Origin of the sequence: Pseudoalteromonas sp. SS15 (assembly GCF_049257195.1) — a bacterium.
Lineage (GTDB): Bacteria > Pseudomonadota > Gammaproteobacteria > Enterobacterales > Alteromonadaceae > Pseudoalteromonas.
The window spans coordinates 163,184-181,282 of record NZ_JBMMUD010000004.1; the positions used below are offsets into that span (position 1 = coordinate 163,184).

Consider the following 18,099-nt stretch of genomic DNA (forward strand, 5'->3'; position numbering starts at 1 on the left):
CGTAAATCAATGTTAATAGAAAAATATACTATTGATTTATAAGAAATAATTTCATCTCATCTTACTTCTCAGTATTTATTCCTAGTGATAATATCACTTAAATCTAGCCTTCTAGCGCTCTTTAGAGTAATTACTAGTCTGGCGAAGATGAAGATTTCGATTTTTCAAACCTTTGCATTATTCATCGTGTTATTAAAAGACATTCGCTGATGAGAGGTTAAAACACTGGTTTAGTTTCCATAATAGCAAAGCCAATACCTTTGCTTATCGCTCAAATGAATACTTGCAGCCAAAGATGAAATATCGAGATGAATTATAAAATAAATAAGGGATACACTATGCTAAAGCAAGCACTAGCACTGTCTGTGGCAATCGCACTGACAGGCTGTAATAGCTCAAACGAACAAGTTGATTCAAACGTGGCAGTTCAAAATAAAACACAAGTTTCTTACCCTGATACACGTAAAGATAACGTGGTAGATACCTATTTTGGCCAACAAGTTGCTGATCCATACCGTTGGTTAGAAGATGATATGAGTGAAGAAACAGCAGAGTGGGTAAAAGCGCAAAATAACACAACGTTTGATTACCTAGCGAATATCCCTTACCGCGACCAAATCAAAGAAACCTTAACCGAGTTAATGGATTTCGAAAAAATCGGCACACCATTTAAAAAAGGCAAATATACTTATTTCTACAAAAATGATGGCCTACAAAATCAATATGTACTTTATCGCCAACTTGAAGATGGCGAGCCTGAAGTATTTTTAGATCCAAATACTTTCAGTGAAGATGGTACAACGTCTTTAGCGGGCATTAGCTTTACAGAGGACGGATCACTGGTTGCTTACCAAATTTCTGAAGGTGGTAGTGACTGGCGTAAGGTCATTGTATTAGACACTGAAACCAAAAAACAAATTGGTGAAACTTTAGTTGATGTGAAGTTCAGTGGCATTTCTTGGTACGGTAATGAAGGTTTTTATTACTCAAGCTACGACAAACCAAAAGGCAGTGAGTTATCAGCAAAAACTGATCAGCACAAAGTATATTACCACCAACTAAACACGCCTCAGTCAGCAGATAAAGTAATTTATGGTGCAACAGCAAGCGAAAAACATCGTTATGTTGGCGCGAGCGTTACCAAAGATAAACATTACCTTATTATTTCTGCCAGTGTTTCGACTTCTGGCAACAAGCTATTTATCAAAGATTTAACTAAGCCTAATAGCAAACTCGTTACTATCCTTGATCACACCAATTCAGATACGTATGTGATGGATAGCGAAGGCAGTAAACTAACCTTAGTAACTAACCTTAACGCACCGAATAAGCGCATTGTTACTGTTGATGCGAGCAATCCTGCACCAGCTAACTGGCAAGACCTTATTCCAGAAACTGAAAATGTGCTAAGCCCGAGTATGGGTGGTGGCTATATCTTTGCAAGATACATGGTTGATGCCGTATCTAAAGTAAAGCAGTTTGATAAGAAGGGTAATTTAGTTCGTACGATTGAACTACCTGGTGTGGGCACAGCTTACGGCTTTGGTGGTGAAAAAGATGACGAAGTTTTATATTATGCTTTCAGTAACTATAAAACACCAACCACGTCTTATAAGTTTGATATCAAATCTGGTAAGTCTGAAGTTTATCAAAAGCCTGAGATTAACTTTAACCCTGACAACTACGAGTCAAAACAAGTATTCTACACCTCAAAAGATGGCACTAAAGTACCTATGATCATCACCTACAAGAAGGGCTTAGAACTTGATGGTTCAAACCCAACGATTCTGTATGGTTACGGTGGTTTTAACGTCAGTCTTACGCCTTCATTCAGCTCTTCTCGTGCTGCATGGTTGAAAATGGGTGGTGTTTACGCGGTAGCAAATATTCGTGGTGGTGGTGAATATGGTAAAAACTGGCACAAAGCAGGTACACAGCTTCAGAAGCAAAATGTATTTGATGACTTTATTGCTGCAGCTGAATACCTAATCGACAAAGATTATACGTCAAGTAAGAAGCTTGCTCTGAATGGCGGTTCAAATGGTGGCCTATTAGTCGGTGCTGTAATGACGCAGCGTCCAGAGCTATTTAAAGTTGCACTGCCAGCAGTTGGTGTACTTGATATGTTGAGATATCACACTTTCACAGCAGGTGCAGGTTGGGCATATGACTACGGTACAGCAGATCAAAGCAAAGAAATGTTCAAGTACCTTAAAAACTACTCGCCAGTTCATAATGTAAAAGCGGGTGTGCAGTACCCTGCGACACTTGTAACGACAGGCGATCATGATGACCGTGTTGTACCTGCTCACTCTTACAAGTTTGTAGCAGAACTGCAAGACAAGCAAACGGGTTCAAATCCAACGCTTATTCGTATTGAAACGAACGCAGGTCACGGTGCAGGTACACCGACGAGCAAGATCATCGACCAATACGCCGATATCTTTGGATTCACATTACATAATATGGGTGTAACTAAGCTTTAATGCTTGCTTAAACACAAAGAAATTGAGAGCACCAGATGGTGCTCTTTTTTATTTTCTCAAATATGGAATTAAACAGCAGCTCTTAATCTTGATAGCTGCTTTTCAAGAGTCTGTAAGTTGAAAGGCTTCAAAATAAAACCGCTGACTTTTTCTAGTAATGCTTGCTGTACTTTTTGCTTATCGCTTTCACAAGTCACCATGATCACTGGCATGTCCTTTAATTTTTGATCATTGCGGATCGATTTAAGTAATTGCTGACCATCCATTTTGGGCATATTAAGATCGGTGATCACAAGATCGTAAGAGGCATTTTTTAACATCCCTAGCGCTTGGAAACCATCGACAGCTTCATCTAAATGTTCGAAACCGACATGTCTCAACATATTCATCATTACATGTCGCATCGCGGCCATGTCATCAACAACGAGTACTTTCATCGCCAAAAGTCTCCCTACTTAGAGTCAAACAATCAAAAAATAATACCAATCCGCTTAACTAAGTAGTCTATTTTGAGGCAAGAAAACCAGGTTGGTAGCAAGGCAAAGATTTCGTTATTTAGTTGTTCTAAATGAGAAATCTTTAACGCAGCTATCATCAGGTTTAATCTCTTAAAATGATTAAGTGTTATTGCGCATTGGTATAAATATAAAACACAAGGAAGGAAATTACTGCAAAAAGTGCGATAAAGCCATTACAGTTGCTTACAGGTAATGGCACTGTACAACTTAAGCTTTACTGAGTGGTAGCTCCATAAATACACTCAGCGGATTATCTCGATAAAGACCAAAACGCTCGCATCGCTTAAAACCTAAACTTTCGTATAAGCTGATTGCTTCAGCCTGCTTACTACCTGTTTCAAGGCGCATAAGAGGGATTTGCGCTTCTCCGGCATAATGAAGCAGGGTTTGCATAATGCGTTTAGATAACCCCTTACCTCGATAAGCGGGTTTTACATATAAACGCTTCAGTTCACCATATAATGTTTTATCAAATTGCTTCACAATCGCACCACAAGCAACAATGCCATCTTCATTTAATAAACCGATAGCACGCACATTGGGTTGGCGTAATTCAGAAAGCGCAAGAGACTGATCACTGGCTATAGGATAGAGCGTATTCATCAGCCGATCGATCTCCGCAAATAACTCAATGACATTGGGATCTTCTGGGTTTAAATCGACTAATTGCATATTACGTCAAATCCTATTTGATATCTAAAAGCAGCCATAAACTATACCTGCTTGATTAAAATGAACAAGTTAATTTAACCGATATAAACAACTATTTAACTTAAAAGTTAATGTAGATCAGAAAGCAAGACGCTTAAGCCAGTTAACTGTATCTCAAAACGACGCTACAGTTAGTAAAAATTTGATCTATTAATAAAATAAGGTCGTTAAAGTTAGTAAAATTTCGGTTTATAGCTGAGGTTTGACCCTCGATTGTTTAAATAAATTCAATTTAATTCTAAAAAAATATTGTGAATTTTCTTTTCTCAGAAAAAATTGAGAGTCAGTACCTAGAAATCACATTGAATAACTTCAAATAAGACTGAAAAATCGACCCATTTAATATCCATAACCTGAGTTAGAATAATCTTGATCTAATCATCAAATTTAAAGTGTAAAGGGGCTTTACACCTACATTAAACTTCACTCTGATTTGCCATCTAAAACAAATAATAAGCTTTTTAAACTGGCTTCTGGGTCACTATCAATGAACTCAGGCGGGTTTTCTAAACGGTGCTGATAACGCATTGAAGGTGCATGCTCTGCCATTTCGTCAATTAAAAATTGAGAAGTCAGATCAGGGTCATTCACGCAAGCTAGTACTTGTCCGCTTTCGCTGAGTAACTCATGTAAACGGCGTAAAATCTTTTTATAATCTTTGGTCAGTGCAAAACTGCCTTTTTGGAAACTAGGCGGGTCAATAATAATTAAATCGTAAGGGCCGAACTTTTTGACTTTCCCCCAAGATTTAAATAAGTCATACCCTAGGAATCGGACTTGTCTCAAATCATGCCCATTTAATTGGTGGTTCACCCTGCCTTTTGACAATGCCGCTTTGGCCATATCAAGGTTCACAACACTTTGAGCATCACCTGCAATGGCTGCAACTGAAAAGCCACAGGTGTACGCAAAAAGGTTTAAAACACGCTTATTTTTACTGTTTTCTAATACCCACTTACGACCATAGCGCATATCTAAAAACAAGCCGTTATTTTGCTTTTGACCCAAATCGAGCTGAAACTTCAATCCGTTTTCAATGACATTTTGCTGTTCTGTTAATTCACCAAAAACCACTTCTATCGGTGAGTTCATTTTAAATCGATACTGCAACAATACATTTTTGACTTCCGCCTGCCATGCATCCATCTGCAACCATGTAGTAATATGCTGCTTTAACACAGACAGAAAGTCTTCATCGACTTCTTTGAAAATTGAAATCAAAATCTGTCCATCAAGCCAGTCAATTGTTAATTGTTCGAGCCCTTCAAACGCTTTGCCTCGACCGTGAAATAAACGCCTTACTTCATTAGGCAAAGGAGAAAGATTAGCAAGATGAGAATCAAGGAATGAGATTGCTGAGGACTGCATAACGGGCTCAAAAAAGTAAATAGGGACGTATTGTACTCACAAAAGCACAAAGCCCCTAATTTCTTTAACCTAAGCTTATTTGATCAGCAACTTTGTGCGTTTTTCACAAACTCTGAATAAATTGAATCTTTAATGAGTCTATCAGGTGTAAATGCATAATAATGCTGATAAACATTTTCAATTGAACCCAAATAAGTCACATCGAGCGCTTTTTCAATTTCCTGCTTAATTGACAATGGCGCAGGGAAAATACCAAACCCTTGCTCGCCTAATGCTTTCATTAATGCACTGTCATCAACGTGACCCGCTACAGATACCTCTAACTCTAGATCTTCTAACCAAAACTTAATCGCGCTTGTCACCGGACTGGTTTTAGCTGGTAAAATGACAGGTAGCTCACTCAGTAAGTTAGGGAATTGGGTTTGCACACTGCTTTGTAAGCTGGCTTTACCAAAAAAGCCCAGTTGGCTCTTACCTATCTCATGGCAAAAAGCCTTAAACGGTAAACTGCTATCTAATGGCTTATCAGCCAAAACCAGATCAAGCTTGTGCGTAGCCATTTGCGCCAGTAGCTCAGCTTGTTGGCCATCAATACAATGTAGATTCGAAATGCGTTCATTTTCAATCAAAGGTGCTAACCATTTAGACACCAAAGACTTTGGCAAAGAGTCGGAAATACCCACCCTAAGCGTTTTAGAGACATTGCTCATATCACCCTGAGTCGTCTCCAGCCATTCTTCGGCAATGGCAAACATATCATCGGCATACTGTTTGGTCACTTGGCCAAACTCAGTGAGTCGTAAACCTCGCCCCTCACGTAAAAATAACGGTTTACCGAGTCGATGTTCAAGACTGGTAATTTGCGCACTGACCGTTTGTGGTGTCAGATGTAACACTTTACTGGCTGCCGCGATGCTGCCATGGCGGCTTACTTGCCAAAAGTAGTAGAGGTGGTTGTAATTTATGTTGGTAATCATTCGATTTCACCGAACCCTAAGTAAGATTTAATCAGCTTTTTTCTTTTCTATTACATTAGTAGATTAATTCCATCGCTGCAATATATCGCGATAAAACTTTATAAACTGATTGGAATTTACACGATGAAACTGATTTTGACGCTACAAGACAAATTACAAAATGCCGCGACAAAAATGCAAATTTCACGACTGGTGAATAGCCAACTGTCTAAGTACAGTAAAAACATTCGTAAAATTACTATCAATGTAAAAGATATATCTCAAGATCAAGCCACCAGCATGAAGCAATGCAACATTGAATTATTATTGCCAGGCTTGCCTAGTATGCAGATAAAAGCCAAGGGTAAAGACTTATTACAAGCAACAAAACGCGCACTTCAGTATTCACAGCAACGATTAGCACATAAGTACCAACTAGGCCACTAATTCCCAAGCACTTGCCATGGCAAGGATGCCGTGATTTTTCTTGAACAGTTGCTTGGACACGACATATCTTCAAAACTGCAAACATCTACCGCCAACATGTTAAACTCTCACTATTAAGCAAAAACCAAGAGATGTGACATGTTAGTTTTATCCAACAATGTTGAAATTCCAGCTTGGCAATTAGAATTCAGTGCGATCCGTGCCCAAGGCGCTGGCGGGCAAAACGTCAATAAAGTATCAACCGCCATTCATTTAAAGTTCGATATAAAGCGTTCATCGCTGCCACAATTTTACAAAGAAAGGCTACTTGCGCTAAAAGATTCTAGGATCACCAAAGAGGGCGTCATCGTCATAAAAGCGCAGTCTCACCGTAGTCAAGAAATGAATAAAGAAGAATCATTAGAGCGCTTAAAAGCCCTTATTTTAGATGCGATCAAAGTTCAAAAGGCACGCAGAGACACAAAACCGACACGTAGCTCACAACGTAAACGCGTCGATAGCAAAGTCAAAAAAGGCCAAACAAAACAACTTCGCAAGCGCGTTGATTACTAATACCAATCCTCAATAATACTTAATCATTTTTAGGGACTAAAGTTGCCGCTAACGGCGTTAAAAATTTCTTATTTACGACTGCATGGATGCAGAAGGTAGAGCAATGCAGGAGCAATTGCCGAGAAAAACTAAATAGCAAAATTTTTGCCTTGTTATCGACAAACTTTCCTACCCTCAAAATAGCTCACTTAATTAAGTGGATTGGTATAAAAACACTCCTTGCCCCTATTTTAGATATTATTTATTGCAGATAATGGGTAAATTGTTTAATAATAACGCATTCAAAAGTGTGTACTTTTGAACTTTAAGGTAAGCCAAAACGACTAGGAAGAAATATGAAAACTCAACTCGTGTTATTATTCACCGCAATGACAGTACTATCAGGCTGTTCAACAACGACCGTTGAACGTACAGTTAAAGACGGCGTCAACGGTGCAATAAACGGTATCCTTGGTTCTACAAGCCCATCATCTCCTGTAACAAACACACCCAATCAATCAGGTAATTATTCGGTTCGCAGTGAAAATATTTCCATTATCACAGCTGAAAAAACGTCGCGAGATTATGGGCAAACAACCATAACTAAAGCCGAGCGTAATCCAAACGATAAAACAATCCTTAAAATAGAGCGCTCTTTTCACCCTCGTATCGGTAATGTCGCATTCGAAGCTTACTTATATGAGTACTCACCAGAAGGCTGGTTAATAAATACAAGAACCAAACTTGATACTACCTTTAATGAGAATATTACACTGCCAGCTGGTAAGTATTACATTAAAGCGCAAACCAGAGGTGTTGATAGAAAATCCTATGCAACAGGTACGATTACCATTGACCCGTTCGTCTCAAATTACATCACCTTAGAGTTTGAATAAGTTTTACTAATAACAAAGGCCTTAATTAAGGCCTTTGTTATTTTGAACAGTTTCTAAATCTTTAGACTTAAATTTTTTCTATCCTAATAAAACTCATTTTGGCAGCGTGATCACAAAACTCGCACCGCCAAGTTTACTTTTTGCGACCACACATTGTCCTTTATGCCAGCTTACAATTTTTTTCACTATGGCCAAACCTAGTCCATAACCGCCAAGGTGCTTGTTGCGGCTCTTTTCTAATCGAACAAACGGCATAAACACGCTCTCGTATTGGTCTTCAGCTATCCCTTCGCCATCATCTTCAACCACAATAATCACCTGCTGTTCAACCTCAGTTAGAGACACATCAATTTGGCTAGCACCATATTTATCGGCATTTTGCAGTAAGTTTTGTATTACGCGGGCAAGATAGTGCGCATTGGCATTGACTGTAATACCCGATGCAATAAACGTGGTAATTTCTTTACTACCGAGTCCTCGCAACTTATCAAGTTGCGCCTGCATTAACTCTGATAGGTCAAACTCTTCACGACTTAACTGCTCACCCGCGATTTCTAAGCGTGCGTAACTGAGCATTTCATCGATTAATGACTCCATCTCTTGAACATCTTGTTGCATACCAGAAACTTGCTCAGGCTGTGCACTTTGTAGCATAGCCAACGCAAATTTTAATCTCGCAAGCGGAGTACGAAGTTCATGAGAAACCGCATTGACGAGCTGCTTTTGATCAGTCATCAAGTTAGCAACTTTTTGCGCCATAATATGAAATTGCTCGGTGAGATCAGAAATGGCAGAAAAGCGAGAAGTCTTACGTTCTACATTTAAGTTGCCTTGCGCTAATTGTTCTGTAACTCGCTTAAATTGCATCAGGTCTAGCCATAAAGGTCTTAACCAAACAATCAACAATAACCCTAATACCAAAAAAGAGATGAACTTGAAAAGATATAGCTTATTCGACGCTGGTTCTGAGGGTAAGAAAGGACCGAGCTGTACTAAAGTGAAGTTGTCGATTAATAAAAAACTCAATAATGCCTGACCCTGTGCATTATAGGTTGTCAGCACTTCGCCATTTAATAATTGAGTGCGTTGCTCCTCTAACCATGCAATGCTATCAATATCTAGTCCTTGATAACTCACCTGAAGCTGTTCAGGCGCTGTAATGTGTGCTTGCATCACATGCGCTACTTGTTTGGCATGACGAAGTTCATCTGGCGCGTGTGTCACCCAATTTTGCCAAACATAATCACTGGCTTGATTAATAACAATAATACTGGTGATGACCACCAAATAAAGACTAATTAGAAGACGAACCACGCTTGCTTATTCCCAAGCCGACTTAGAGCATAAGTAGCCTTTTCCCCACACTGTAATGAGTCTAAATGGTTGCTCTAAGTTATCTCCTAGCTTCTTGCGAAGACGTGAAATACGCACATCGACACTGCGATCAAGTCCATCATATTCTCTGCCTACAACATGTTTATAGATAAACTCTCTGCTTTGAGTTTCGCCGGCATTGCTTGCTAGTGTCCACAATAAATCAAACTCATAACTGGTTAGCTCAACCTCTTCGCTATCAAGGTACACTCGACGATCGGCTTTATCTATTTGTAATGCACCTAGAGTTAGAGAATCTTGATTTACAGGCTTATTCTGACAACGACGGAGTAGGGCATTCAAACGCGCCAATAAGACAAAGGGTTCAACAGGCTTAATAACATAATCGTCAGCCCCAATCTCGAGCCCTTTTACTTGATCAAAGTCGCTGTCTTTGGCACTTAAAAACAATACAGGCCCAGAATATTCGTCTTTAATGGCACGGCAAATACTGAACCCATCTTGATTCGGTAGCATAATATCTAAAATTACGATATCAGGTTGCATAGCAATGATCTGCTTAGCGGCGTCAGCCCCATCATGGATCATCTCTACTTCAAACCCATTTGCTTTTAAAAATTGCGCAGTCAAAGTGGCTAAGCGAACATCGTCTTCAACTAAAATAACTTTAGACATTAAAATAAACTCCAATCAGACTTTAACTTTCGGCGGTACTTTCGACTACTCAGTGCGTGCACCTTGATGGTTTGTTCAACTAATGTATTTTGCTTTTTATCACGCAAGCTAAATACCATGGTTTTATCAAGTGTCACATCAAACATTTCAGATGCTTGATTTTGCTTAGCCCAACACTTCAGTTGCTGTTTATCCTGAAACAAACACACACTCTGCGGTACAGGTGACTGCCAAGTCACGTTCGCTTTCATTTGGCATGCTTCACCTAAGCTTTTCACCACGCAGGTGATAGGTTTAATGGCAAGGGAGGGCGCATGCTGATTTCCAGGTTCAGAAACGTTTTGCGCATTTGCAAGAGAGGCGATTAAACAACTCGAAACCAATATGAATAATGGGCGACTAAAACTCATAAAGTCCCCCGATAAATACATAATCTTGGTGCTTATCATTCACTAATGGGCTATCAGTTATCGCACTCGATAAGAAAGTACGCTTGGCACTGAACTTAAACTGCCACCGCTTGTTAATCCGGTAATTAAATACCGTCCCAAGAAAAGGCGACACACCTTGCTTTCCCTGATAAAAGTACGCTTGCTCTACGTTATCTTTACTATTTAGACCATAGTAATAGTCAATAAGCTCAGCACTTTGCCAGTCAAATCCTGCTGAGAGCTGCAGTTTTGCAGGCCAATCAAAAACAGCAAGCTGGTATTTATAACTGGCTTTAATATGCTGGCCTTTATAAACGCCACTGACATCATGTGACCACTGAGCGGTTATTTTATGCTGTTTACCTATATACCAATGGGCAAGTACACCGGCATCTATAGCCCAATCGCGCTTGGCAATATCATCTAAAGTTGGAAGACGTTTTGGTTCAGCAGGTTTATCTGTATCAGGGAAAAGGTCTTCAGATCCGTTCGAATCAGGAGAAGTTGGGACTTCAGAGTTTCCACCTTCACTGAGCGCACCATCAACGCCAATAATATTACCGGCATGCAGCCGATTAAAATGCTTTTGCTCACCATTGAGTTCTAAAATAGCACTTATGTCAAAGTGTTCAGCTTCTTGAAATGTATAACCAAGTGTGGTGTTTTCAAGAAAAAACTGTTCATTGTAGTAACTGACATAAGGCACCACAATGAGAGGGATATTTTCGCCACCTTGCAAAGGGTTTGTCAGTACACCGCCCCCAACAGCTAACGAAACCTGCCATTGACCAATTTCAATACATTCCTCATTGGCTTGCGAGCAAGTTGCAGACTCAGCAGCTAAACCTAATCTGGACGTCGTTAACGCAGCCAACAGCAATAAATACTTTAAAGAAGCTTTCAAAATCAAACCCTTCTATTTCCCTGACTATAATTTACCACTCCTAAGTTATTTTTCTATGCTCGGTTACATTAAATAACAATTCGCCTAGCTAAAATAACAGATATTCTAGGCAGGCTGATTAAGATTAAAAAACACACAACGACTTTTAACTTAATCACTTTCAAGGAGCCCAAAGTGAAACGTTCTCTTTTTCTCAGTTCACTGACATTAGGTATTTTAATCGGCTGTGGGGGTAGTAATAACACAGATACACCACCAATAGATGAACAAAGAATTCCAAAGTTGAATGATATAAAAGTATCGGCAGCACCACTTATCAAGGCATCTGAGTTTCAATTTTCTCAAAATCTTAAAAACGGATTATTCAAACGTTATCAAGCGCGCCTTTCTAACTATGAGGCTCCAGAAAACGATGCAACCGCTTCGCCTTCAACATCAGAAGACTTCTCTCAAACAAATCAACAAGAGCAAAATGTTGATGAAGCAGACAGAATTAAATATGACGGTGAGTTTTTATTTATTGCGGCTAATTCATTCAACGATATAGATCATGATTCAAATGAAGGTGAAAACTATATCCGTATCATGCAACGCAATGAAAAGGGTGAAATGACCCCTATACAAAACCTGACTTATTCTGAAGCGCACAGATCAGATCAACAACTCTACCTTCATGATAATACACTCGCTATTTTAAATTATTCACCTAGCTACTTTTCATTTCCCATCGCAAATGACATGGCAGCGACTGTAGAGCCATTTTTCTATTACGGTGATAATGAATTTGAGCTAAGCCTAGTTGATGTCAGTCAACCTAGCCAAGCCGCCATCAAACACCAATTTAAAATTGAAGGAGGGTTAATCGATAGCAGGGTTATTGATGGGTCTCTTTATTTGGTGAGCAACTACCACCCTAATTTTACTGGATTCGATACGAGTAATAATGATGAAGCGACTGTGCTGGCAAACTATCAAAACCTCAGTAAAGTGCAACTCGCTGAACTGACACCTAACATTACTAATACAGCCAATCAAAATAGTGAAGAGTTGGTCACGCCAGATAACTGTTATATTTCATCTGATGCATCAGATAAAGATGGATTCGACAGTATTATTACTATCACTAAAGTTAATTTAAGTAACCCTGAACAAAGAGAGTCGCTTTGTATCAACACGAATATCTATGGGATATATGCTTCAGAGAACGCACTCTATACACACGGTACTGTATTTCAAGATGATACAGTAAAAACCGTTATTCATAAATTTGACCTGGCTGGCGATATCCTTGATTACACAGCAACTGGCGCTGTCGAAGGGCATTTAGGCAGAGGACCAGAAAATTTAAGATTCAGCGAATTTAATAACGATTTGCGCATTGTCACCACAACTAACTTACCTTTTAACGAGTCTGCTGGTTTCTCGCCATTTAAACATCAGTTATTTGTTTTACAACAACAAGAGAACTCATTAGCGCCCATTGCAAAACTGCCTAACGATACGCATCCCACTCCTATCGGCAAAACCAATGAGCAGGGCTTAGTTGATGAGAATATTTACGCGGTTCGTTTTTCTGAAGATAGAGCGTTTATCGTGACGTTTAGACAAATAGACCCACTTTATGTTGTCGATTTAGCTGATAAAACAAAGCCTAAAATTGCAGGCGCATTAGAGATCCCCGGGTATTCAGCCTACTTACACCCTGTCAGTGAAAACTTACTGCTTGGTATCGGACAAAATATTCAAGATTGGCAAGCTCCAAATGCGCAAGAGATTGAAAGTGGTGCCAAAGTCACACTCTTTGATATTTCAGATATCACAAATCCGAAAGTCGTTAATGAGAAAGTATTTGCAAATGCTTACACTCCAGCAGAGTGGGACTATAAATCACTCAGCTTTTTGACGACTGGCTCAGGTGTATTACGATTCACCATGCCTGTCGAGACATGGCAAAGTCAATCTGATAACAGCACTTCATATTTATGGCATAGAGTGAGCGAGCTTGCTTCATTTGAAATAGATACAACAGAAGCGCCAGCACTTAATTACCTTGGTAGCAGCAAAGTAGATTATTCAAATATTAGCGCTGAAACCGCGCCATATGTATGGGGTGGATTAGACAGGGCTGTAATTCATAGCGATGATTTATATTACATTCACGGCAATTACATCTGGCATAGTTTATGGCAAACGCCGAGTGACAATAAAGGTCCACTCTAACAATAAAGTTTACGCATAATGCCCTAACTGGGTATTACCAAAGCTGGCAATTGCCAGCTTTTTTTATTCTGAAAAACAGGAATATCCAAATCTCAATAGTTTTGAGGGATTAGAATTAACTCTCGTTTCGTCAACAGTGTCTATTCATTTGTAAAGGGGCTTTACATTTTTAAATGAGGGGTTTTGCGATATAAAAAAGGCGGAGGGAAACTGAGAAAACCCTCCGCCTAAAGCGTACTCTTTAACTGAATCGATACTCATAAACTAATACGGGCGATTAGTTTATGAATTCATCTTTTCAAGGGAAAAGAAAGTACATCACTTAAAACAGTTGTTACAATATAACAAAACCTAAAGTGTTACAACATCACACTTTAAGTTTTTTAATTAAATTTATTTTTATGGGTAACAAACGAAAAATGCCAACTTTACGTTGGCATCAATCTAGGAAAGAAATTGGTTAGGTTAGCACTTTAGCAATTTGCCGCTTTGTACTTGAGGCGGTAACTATGTAACAGTGGCTCTGTATAGCCATTAGGCTGCTGCTCACCTTCGAATACCAAGGCTAATGCCGCTTGATACGCTAGATTACTTGTTAGGCTATCCTTACTTGATGCCATTGGCGTATAGTGTGTGTCGTGCTGATTTTGCGTATCGACCACTTCCGCCATCTTGGCAAATGTCGCTTGTACTTGCTCTGGCGTACAAATGCCATGTTTCAACCAGTTTGCGATATGCTGGCTTGAAATACGCAAAGTCGCTCTGTCTTCCATTAAACCAATATGGTTAATATCTGGTACTTTTGAGCAACCAACGCCTTGGTCTATCCAACGTACCACATAACCTAAAATACCTTGTGCGTTATTCTCAAGTTCAGATTGAATATCTTCTTTACTTAGCTCTACATCAAGCAACAAAGGTGGCGTTAATAAGTCATCGAGTGACGCTTGTTGACGCGCTTGCAGTTCAGTCTGAATAGCAAAAACATCCACTTGATGGTAATGCATCGCATGCAGCGTTGCAGCTGTTGGAGAAGGCACCCAAGCCGTATTGGCACCTGATTTAGGATGAGCCAACTTTTGTTCCATCATCATTGCCATTTTATCTGGCATCGGCCACATGCCTTTACCGATCTGCGCCTTGCCACTGAAACCGCATTTTAGACCAATATCCACATTCTGATCTTCATACGCCGCTATCCAAGGTTGTGCCTTGATCTGAGCCTTAGGCAATACCGGACCCGCGACCATTGAGGTGTGAATTTCATCACCGGTTCTGTCTAAGAACCCAGTGTTAATAAATACCACACGAGATTTAGCTTGGTTAATACACGCCATTAGATTCACGGAAGTGCGACGCTCTTCATCCATAATGCCCATTTTTAATGTGTTTTCTGGCAAACCTAATAAACTTTCAACACGAGAGAATAGGGTATTGGTAAAGGCGACTTCTTCTGGACCATGCATCTTAGGTTTAACGATATTAACACTCGCAGCTGTCGAATTTTTAAATGGGCTGTTGCCTTGTAGATCATGCATTGCACACAACGACGTGATCACCGCATCCATGATCCCCTCAAAGATCTCTTCTCCATTTTGATCTAAGATCGCAGGGTTCGTCATTAAATGCCCGACATTACGCACAAACATCATGCTACGACCTTTCAAGCTCAAACGCTCACCACTCTTACTGGTATATTCGCGATCGGTCGCTAAGCTTCGTGTCAGTTCTTGACCATCTTTTATAAACGTATCCGTTAGGGTACCTTTCATCAAGCCTAGCCAATTGCTGTAAACACCGACTTTATCTTCAGCGTCAACAGCGGCGACAGAGTCTTCACAGTCCATAATAGTCGTTAACGCGGCTTCGAGTAATACGTCTTTGATCCCCGCTTTGTCGGCTTGTCCGATAGGGTTATGCGGGTCAATTTGAATTTCGATGTGTAAATCATGATGTTTGAACAATAAAGCCGTAGGATTCTGTGCCTGGCCTTGATAACCCACAAACTGTGCAGGTGTCGAAAGCGAGACTTGCGAACAGTCATTCAAAGTGACAACAAGTTGTTCGTCTAGCACTGAGTAATTAGTACTCTCAATGTGAGAGCCTGATTGCAGGGGCAGGGCAATATCTAAAAACTGTCTCGCGTAAGCCATTACTTTAAAGCCACGTACCGGGTTATATGCTTTTTGTTTTTCAGCGCCGTCTTTTTCTGGCAATAAATCCGTGCCGTACAGTGCATCATAGAGCGAGCCCCACCTTGCATTCGCCGCATTCAATGCAAAACGTGCATTGCTTACAGGCACAACTAACTGTGGGGCTGCTGTGAGCGCAATCTCAGGTTCAACGTGTTCAGTGGTGATCGTTGCTTCTTCAGGCTCAGGCACTAGATAACCTATTTCAGTCAAAAATGATTTATAAGCCTCTGCATCCCATTGCCCTTGCTGCTTATGAAAGGCGTCAATCTGCAACTGCAGTGTATCTCGCTTTGTCAGTAATGATTTATTGATTGGTGTAAGTTCATTGACCAGATCTGCAAAACCTTGCCAAAAAGTCTCTGCTTGCAAACCGGTGCCGGGCAAAGCCTGTTGATTAACGAAGTCATAAAGTTGCTGATCTATGGTTAAGCCAGCTTGTTGAACTGTTGCACTCATGAATATCTTCCTAAGCATAAAATTTGAACGGGTTTAGACAAACCATATCTTAAAAACAGCGAAAACCTAACCCCTAACCCATTCACAAAAAGAATACCCAAGATAACAACTATAAATTTAAAAAATCATAAAAATCGGCCTAGTGTTGAATTAAGCGCCAAACAGAGCAAATAACCAACAGCTTTATGGTGTCACTCTCATAAACATGAATAAAAAGTTATACAGCAACCCGTTCGAAGGATTTTTATTATGACTAGCTATCAATCAAAACTTGACCACTTCAGCACACTTTGCCAAACACAGGGCAACACGTGGCAATCAATCAGCCCAGAGTTTGCAAGCCGTATGAATTTGCAAAACCGCTTTAAAACAGGCTTAGACATCGCAAAGTACACTGCAAAGGTGATGCGTGAAGACATGGCGGCTTATGACGCAGATAGCAGTCAATACACTCAGTCTCTAGGGTGTTGGCACGGCTTCACGGCACAGCAAATGATGATGGCTGTTAAGCGCCATCAAAAAACCACTAAGCGCTCTTACGTTTACCTAAGTGGCTGGATGGTTGCGGCACTTCGCTCTGAATTTGGTCCACTACCTGATCAAAGTATGCACGAGAAAACCTCAGTACCTGCGCTTATCGAAGAAATCTATACTTTCTTGAAGCAAGCAGATGCGCGTGAACTCGATCACCTATACAAAGAGCTAGATGAAGCAAAAGAAAATGGTGGCGACGTTGAAGCGGTACTAAGCAAAATCGACAACTTCGAAACACATGTTGTACCAATTATTGCAGATATCGACGCGGGTTTTGGTAACGAAGAAGCAACATACCTACTTGCTAAGAAAATGATTGAAGCGGGCGCATGTGCTATTCAAATTGAAAACCAGGTTTCTGATGCAAAACAATGTGGTCACCAAGCAGGTAAAGTGACTGTGCCACACGAAGACTTCTTAGCAAAAATCAACGCTGTTCGTTATGCATTCCTTGAGCTAGGTGTTGAAGATGGTGTGATCGTAGCGCGTACTGACTCACTCGGTGCAAGTCTGACACAAAAAGTGCCTGTATCTAAAACACCAGGTGATTTAGCTAGCCAGTACACTGCATTCTTAGACACAACGCCAATCTCTGGCGGTGCGGATCTAGAAGAAGGCGAGATGGCAATTAAACTTAACGGTGAGCTGTGCAAGCCAGTACGCCTAGACAATGGTTTATACCAATTCAAAGAAGGCACAGAAAAAGACCGCGTAGTACTTGATTGTGTGACTAGTTTACAATCGGGCGCTGACCTATTGTGGATTGAAACTGAAAAACCTAACGTTAAACAAATCGCTGAGCTTGTTAATCGTGTTCGTGAGCAAGTACCAAACGCGAAGTTAGTATACAACAACTCACCGTCATTCAACTGGACACTTAAGTTCCGCGAGCAAGTATACGCAGAATGGCAAGCACAAGGTAAAGACCTATCTGCTTACCCAGATCCGTCTCAAGATATCAAAGCATTGATGGCACCTGAACTTGATAGCTCAGAGCTTGCAGCTGCGGCAGACGTGTTAGTACAAAACTTCCAAAAAGATGGCGCACGTGAAGCAGGTATTTTCCACCACTTAATCACGCTACCAACTTATCACACGGCTGCACTAAGCACAGATATTCTTGCTGAAGGCTACTTTGGTGACCTAGGCATGCTGGCTTACGTACGTGATGTTCAACGTCAAGAAATCCGCCGTGAACAAGCGTCAGTGAAGCACCAAGACCTAGCAGGTTCAAACATCGGTGATACGCACAAAGAGTATTTCTCTGGTGAAAATGCGCTTAAAGCAGGTGGTGAAGCCAACACCATGAACCAGTTCTAATTTTTGAGTCATATAGTTCCTTATCAGCAAAGGGCCCAATCGGGCCCTTTTATCATTTAGAGTAACCTCACTAAAAATATGTAAAGGGCCTTTACACTCCACATTTCAATCACAAT

Annotated in this window: 15 protein-coding genes; 6 read left to right on the top strand and 9 right to left on the bottom strand. The window is 40.3% G+C overall.

Features of this window, described 5'->3' with window-relative positions; all coding sequences use genetic code 11:
• Window positions 1-338: 338 nt before the first annotated feature.
• Window positions 339-2,486, top strand: coding sequence for a prolyl oligopeptidase family serine peptidase (locus AAEU28_RS10045; protein WP_421963990.1), 2,148 nt, complete (start codon window positions 339-341; stop codon window positions 2,484-2,486).
• A 68-nt stretch (window positions 2,487-2,554) separates the two neighbouring features.
• Here the strand turns inward: AAEU28_RS10045 and AAEU28_RS10050 are convergent, their stop codons facing one another.
• The 4 genes from AAEU28_RS10050 to nhaR form a co-directional block, all read right to left on the bottom strand.
• Window positions 2,555-2,923, bottom strand: coding sequence for a response regulator (locus AAEU28_RS10050; protein WP_421963991.1), 369 nt, complete (start codon window positions 2,921-2,923; stop codon window positions 2,555-2,557).
• A gap of 288 nt (window positions 2,924-3,211) precedes the next feature.
• Window positions 3,212-3,676: a GNAT family N-acetyltransferase gene (locus tag AAEU28_RS10055; protein WP_390443411.1), complete on the bottom strand. Its 465-nt coding sequence runs from the start codon at window positions 3,674-3,676 to the stop codon at window positions 3,212-3,214.
• Window positions 3,677-4,138: 462 nt separating this feature from the next.
• A complete protein-coding gene (locus AAEU28_RS10060; RefSeq protein WP_421963992.1) occupies window positions 4,139-5,083 on the bottom strand; it encodes a class I SAM-dependent methyltransferase in 945 nt (314 codons plus the stop codon).
• 83 nt (window positions 5,084-5,166) lie between these two features.
• The gene (gene nhaR / locus AAEU28_RS10065; RefSeq protein WP_421963993.1) at window positions 5,167-6,060 is read right to left on the bottom strand and encodes a transcriptional activator NhaR; all 894 of its coding nucleotides are present in this window, start codon (window positions 6,058-6,060) and stop codon (window positions 5,167-5,169) included.
• A 123-nt stretch (window positions 6,061-6,183) separates the two neighbouring features.
• Here nhaR and AAEU28_RS10070 point away from each other — a divergent pair, with 123 nt between their 5' ends.
• From AAEU28_RS10070 to AAEU28_RS10080, 3 genes are all read left to right on the top strand, one after another.
• Window positions 6,184-6,486, top strand: a complete 303-nt coding sequence (locus tag AAEU28_RS10070; protein WP_421963994.1) for a hypothetical protein — start codon at window positions 6,184-6,186, stop codon at window positions 6,484-6,486.
• A gap of 138 nt (window positions 6,487-6,624) precedes the next feature.
• Window positions 6,625-7,038, top strand: coding sequence for an alternative ribosome rescue aminoacyl-tRNA hydrolase ArfB (gene arfB, locus AAEU28_RS10075; protein WP_138479322.1), 414 nt, complete (start codon window positions 6,625-6,627; stop codon window positions 7,036-7,038).
• Window positions 7,039-7,373: 335 nt separating this feature from the next.
• Window positions 7,374-7,913 (top strand): hypothetical protein, encoded by a 540-nt coding sequence (locus AAEU28_RS10080; protein ID WP_421963995.1) that lies wholly within the window; start codon window positions 7,374-7,376, stop codon window positions 7,911-7,913.
• 93 nt (window positions 7,914-8,006) lie between these two features.
• Here the strand turns inward: AAEU28_RS10080 and AAEU28_RS10085 are convergent, their stop codons facing one another.
• Genes AAEU28_RS10085 through AAEU28_RS10100 form a run of 4 tightly spaced genes read right to left on the bottom strand, consistent with a single transcriptional unit; the run spans window position 8,007 to window position 11,258 of the window.
• Entirely contained in the window at window positions 8,007-9,227 is a 1,221-nt protein-coding gene (locus AAEU28_RS10085; protein WP_421963996.1) for an ATP-binding protein, read from the bottom strand.
• A 6-nt stretch (window positions 9,228-9,233) separates the two neighbouring features.
• Entirely contained in the window at window positions 9,234-9,923 is a 690-nt protein-coding gene (locus AAEU28_RS10090) for a response regulator (RefSeq protein ID WP_421963997.1), read from the bottom strand.
• Window positions 9,923-10,333 carry a DUF3019 domain-containing protein gene (locus AAEU28_RS10095; protein WP_421963998.1) on the bottom strand — a complete coding sequence of 137 codons (411 nt, stop codon included), beginning with the start codon at window positions 10,331-10,333 and terminating at the stop codon, window positions 9,923-9,925. The genes AAEU28_RS10090 and AAEU28_RS10095 overlap by 1 nt, the downstream gene beginning before the upstream one ends.
• On the bottom strand, window positions 10,323-11,258 hold the full coding sequence (locus AAEU28_RS10100) for a MipA/OmpV family protein (RefSeq protein WP_421963999.1): 936 nt from the start codon (window positions 11,256-11,258) through the stop codon (window positions 10,323-10,325). Before AAEU28_RS10100 ends, AAEU28_RS10095 begins: the two co-directional genes overlap by 11 nt.
• Before the next feature lie 174 nt (window positions 11,259-11,432).
• On the opposite strand from AAEU28_RS10100, the gene AAEU28_RS10105 reads away from it, so the two are divergent.
• Entirely contained in the window at window positions 11,433-13,478 is a 2,046-nt protein-coding gene (locus tag AAEU28_RS10105; protein WP_421964000.1) for a beta-propeller domain-containing protein, read from the top strand.
• 473 nt (window positions 13,479-13,951) lie between these two features.
• On the opposite strand, the gene AAEU28_RS10110 is transcribed toward AAEU28_RS10105, so the two are convergent.
• Window positions 13,952-16,129, bottom strand: coding sequence for a malate synthase G (locus AAEU28_RS10110; protein WP_421964001.1), 2,178 nt, complete (start codon window positions 16,127-16,129; stop codon window positions 13,952-13,954).
• A gap of 249 nt (window positions 16,130-16,378) precedes the next feature.
• Between AAEU28_RS10110 and AAEU28_RS10115 the strand changes: the two genes are divergently transcribed.
• Window positions 16,379-17,983: an isocitrate lyase gene (locus tag AAEU28_RS10115; protein WP_421964002.1), complete on the top strand. Its 1,605-nt coding sequence runs from the start codon at window positions 16,379-16,381 to the stop codon at window positions 17,981-17,983.
• Window positions 17,984-18,099: the final 116 nt, after the last annotated feature.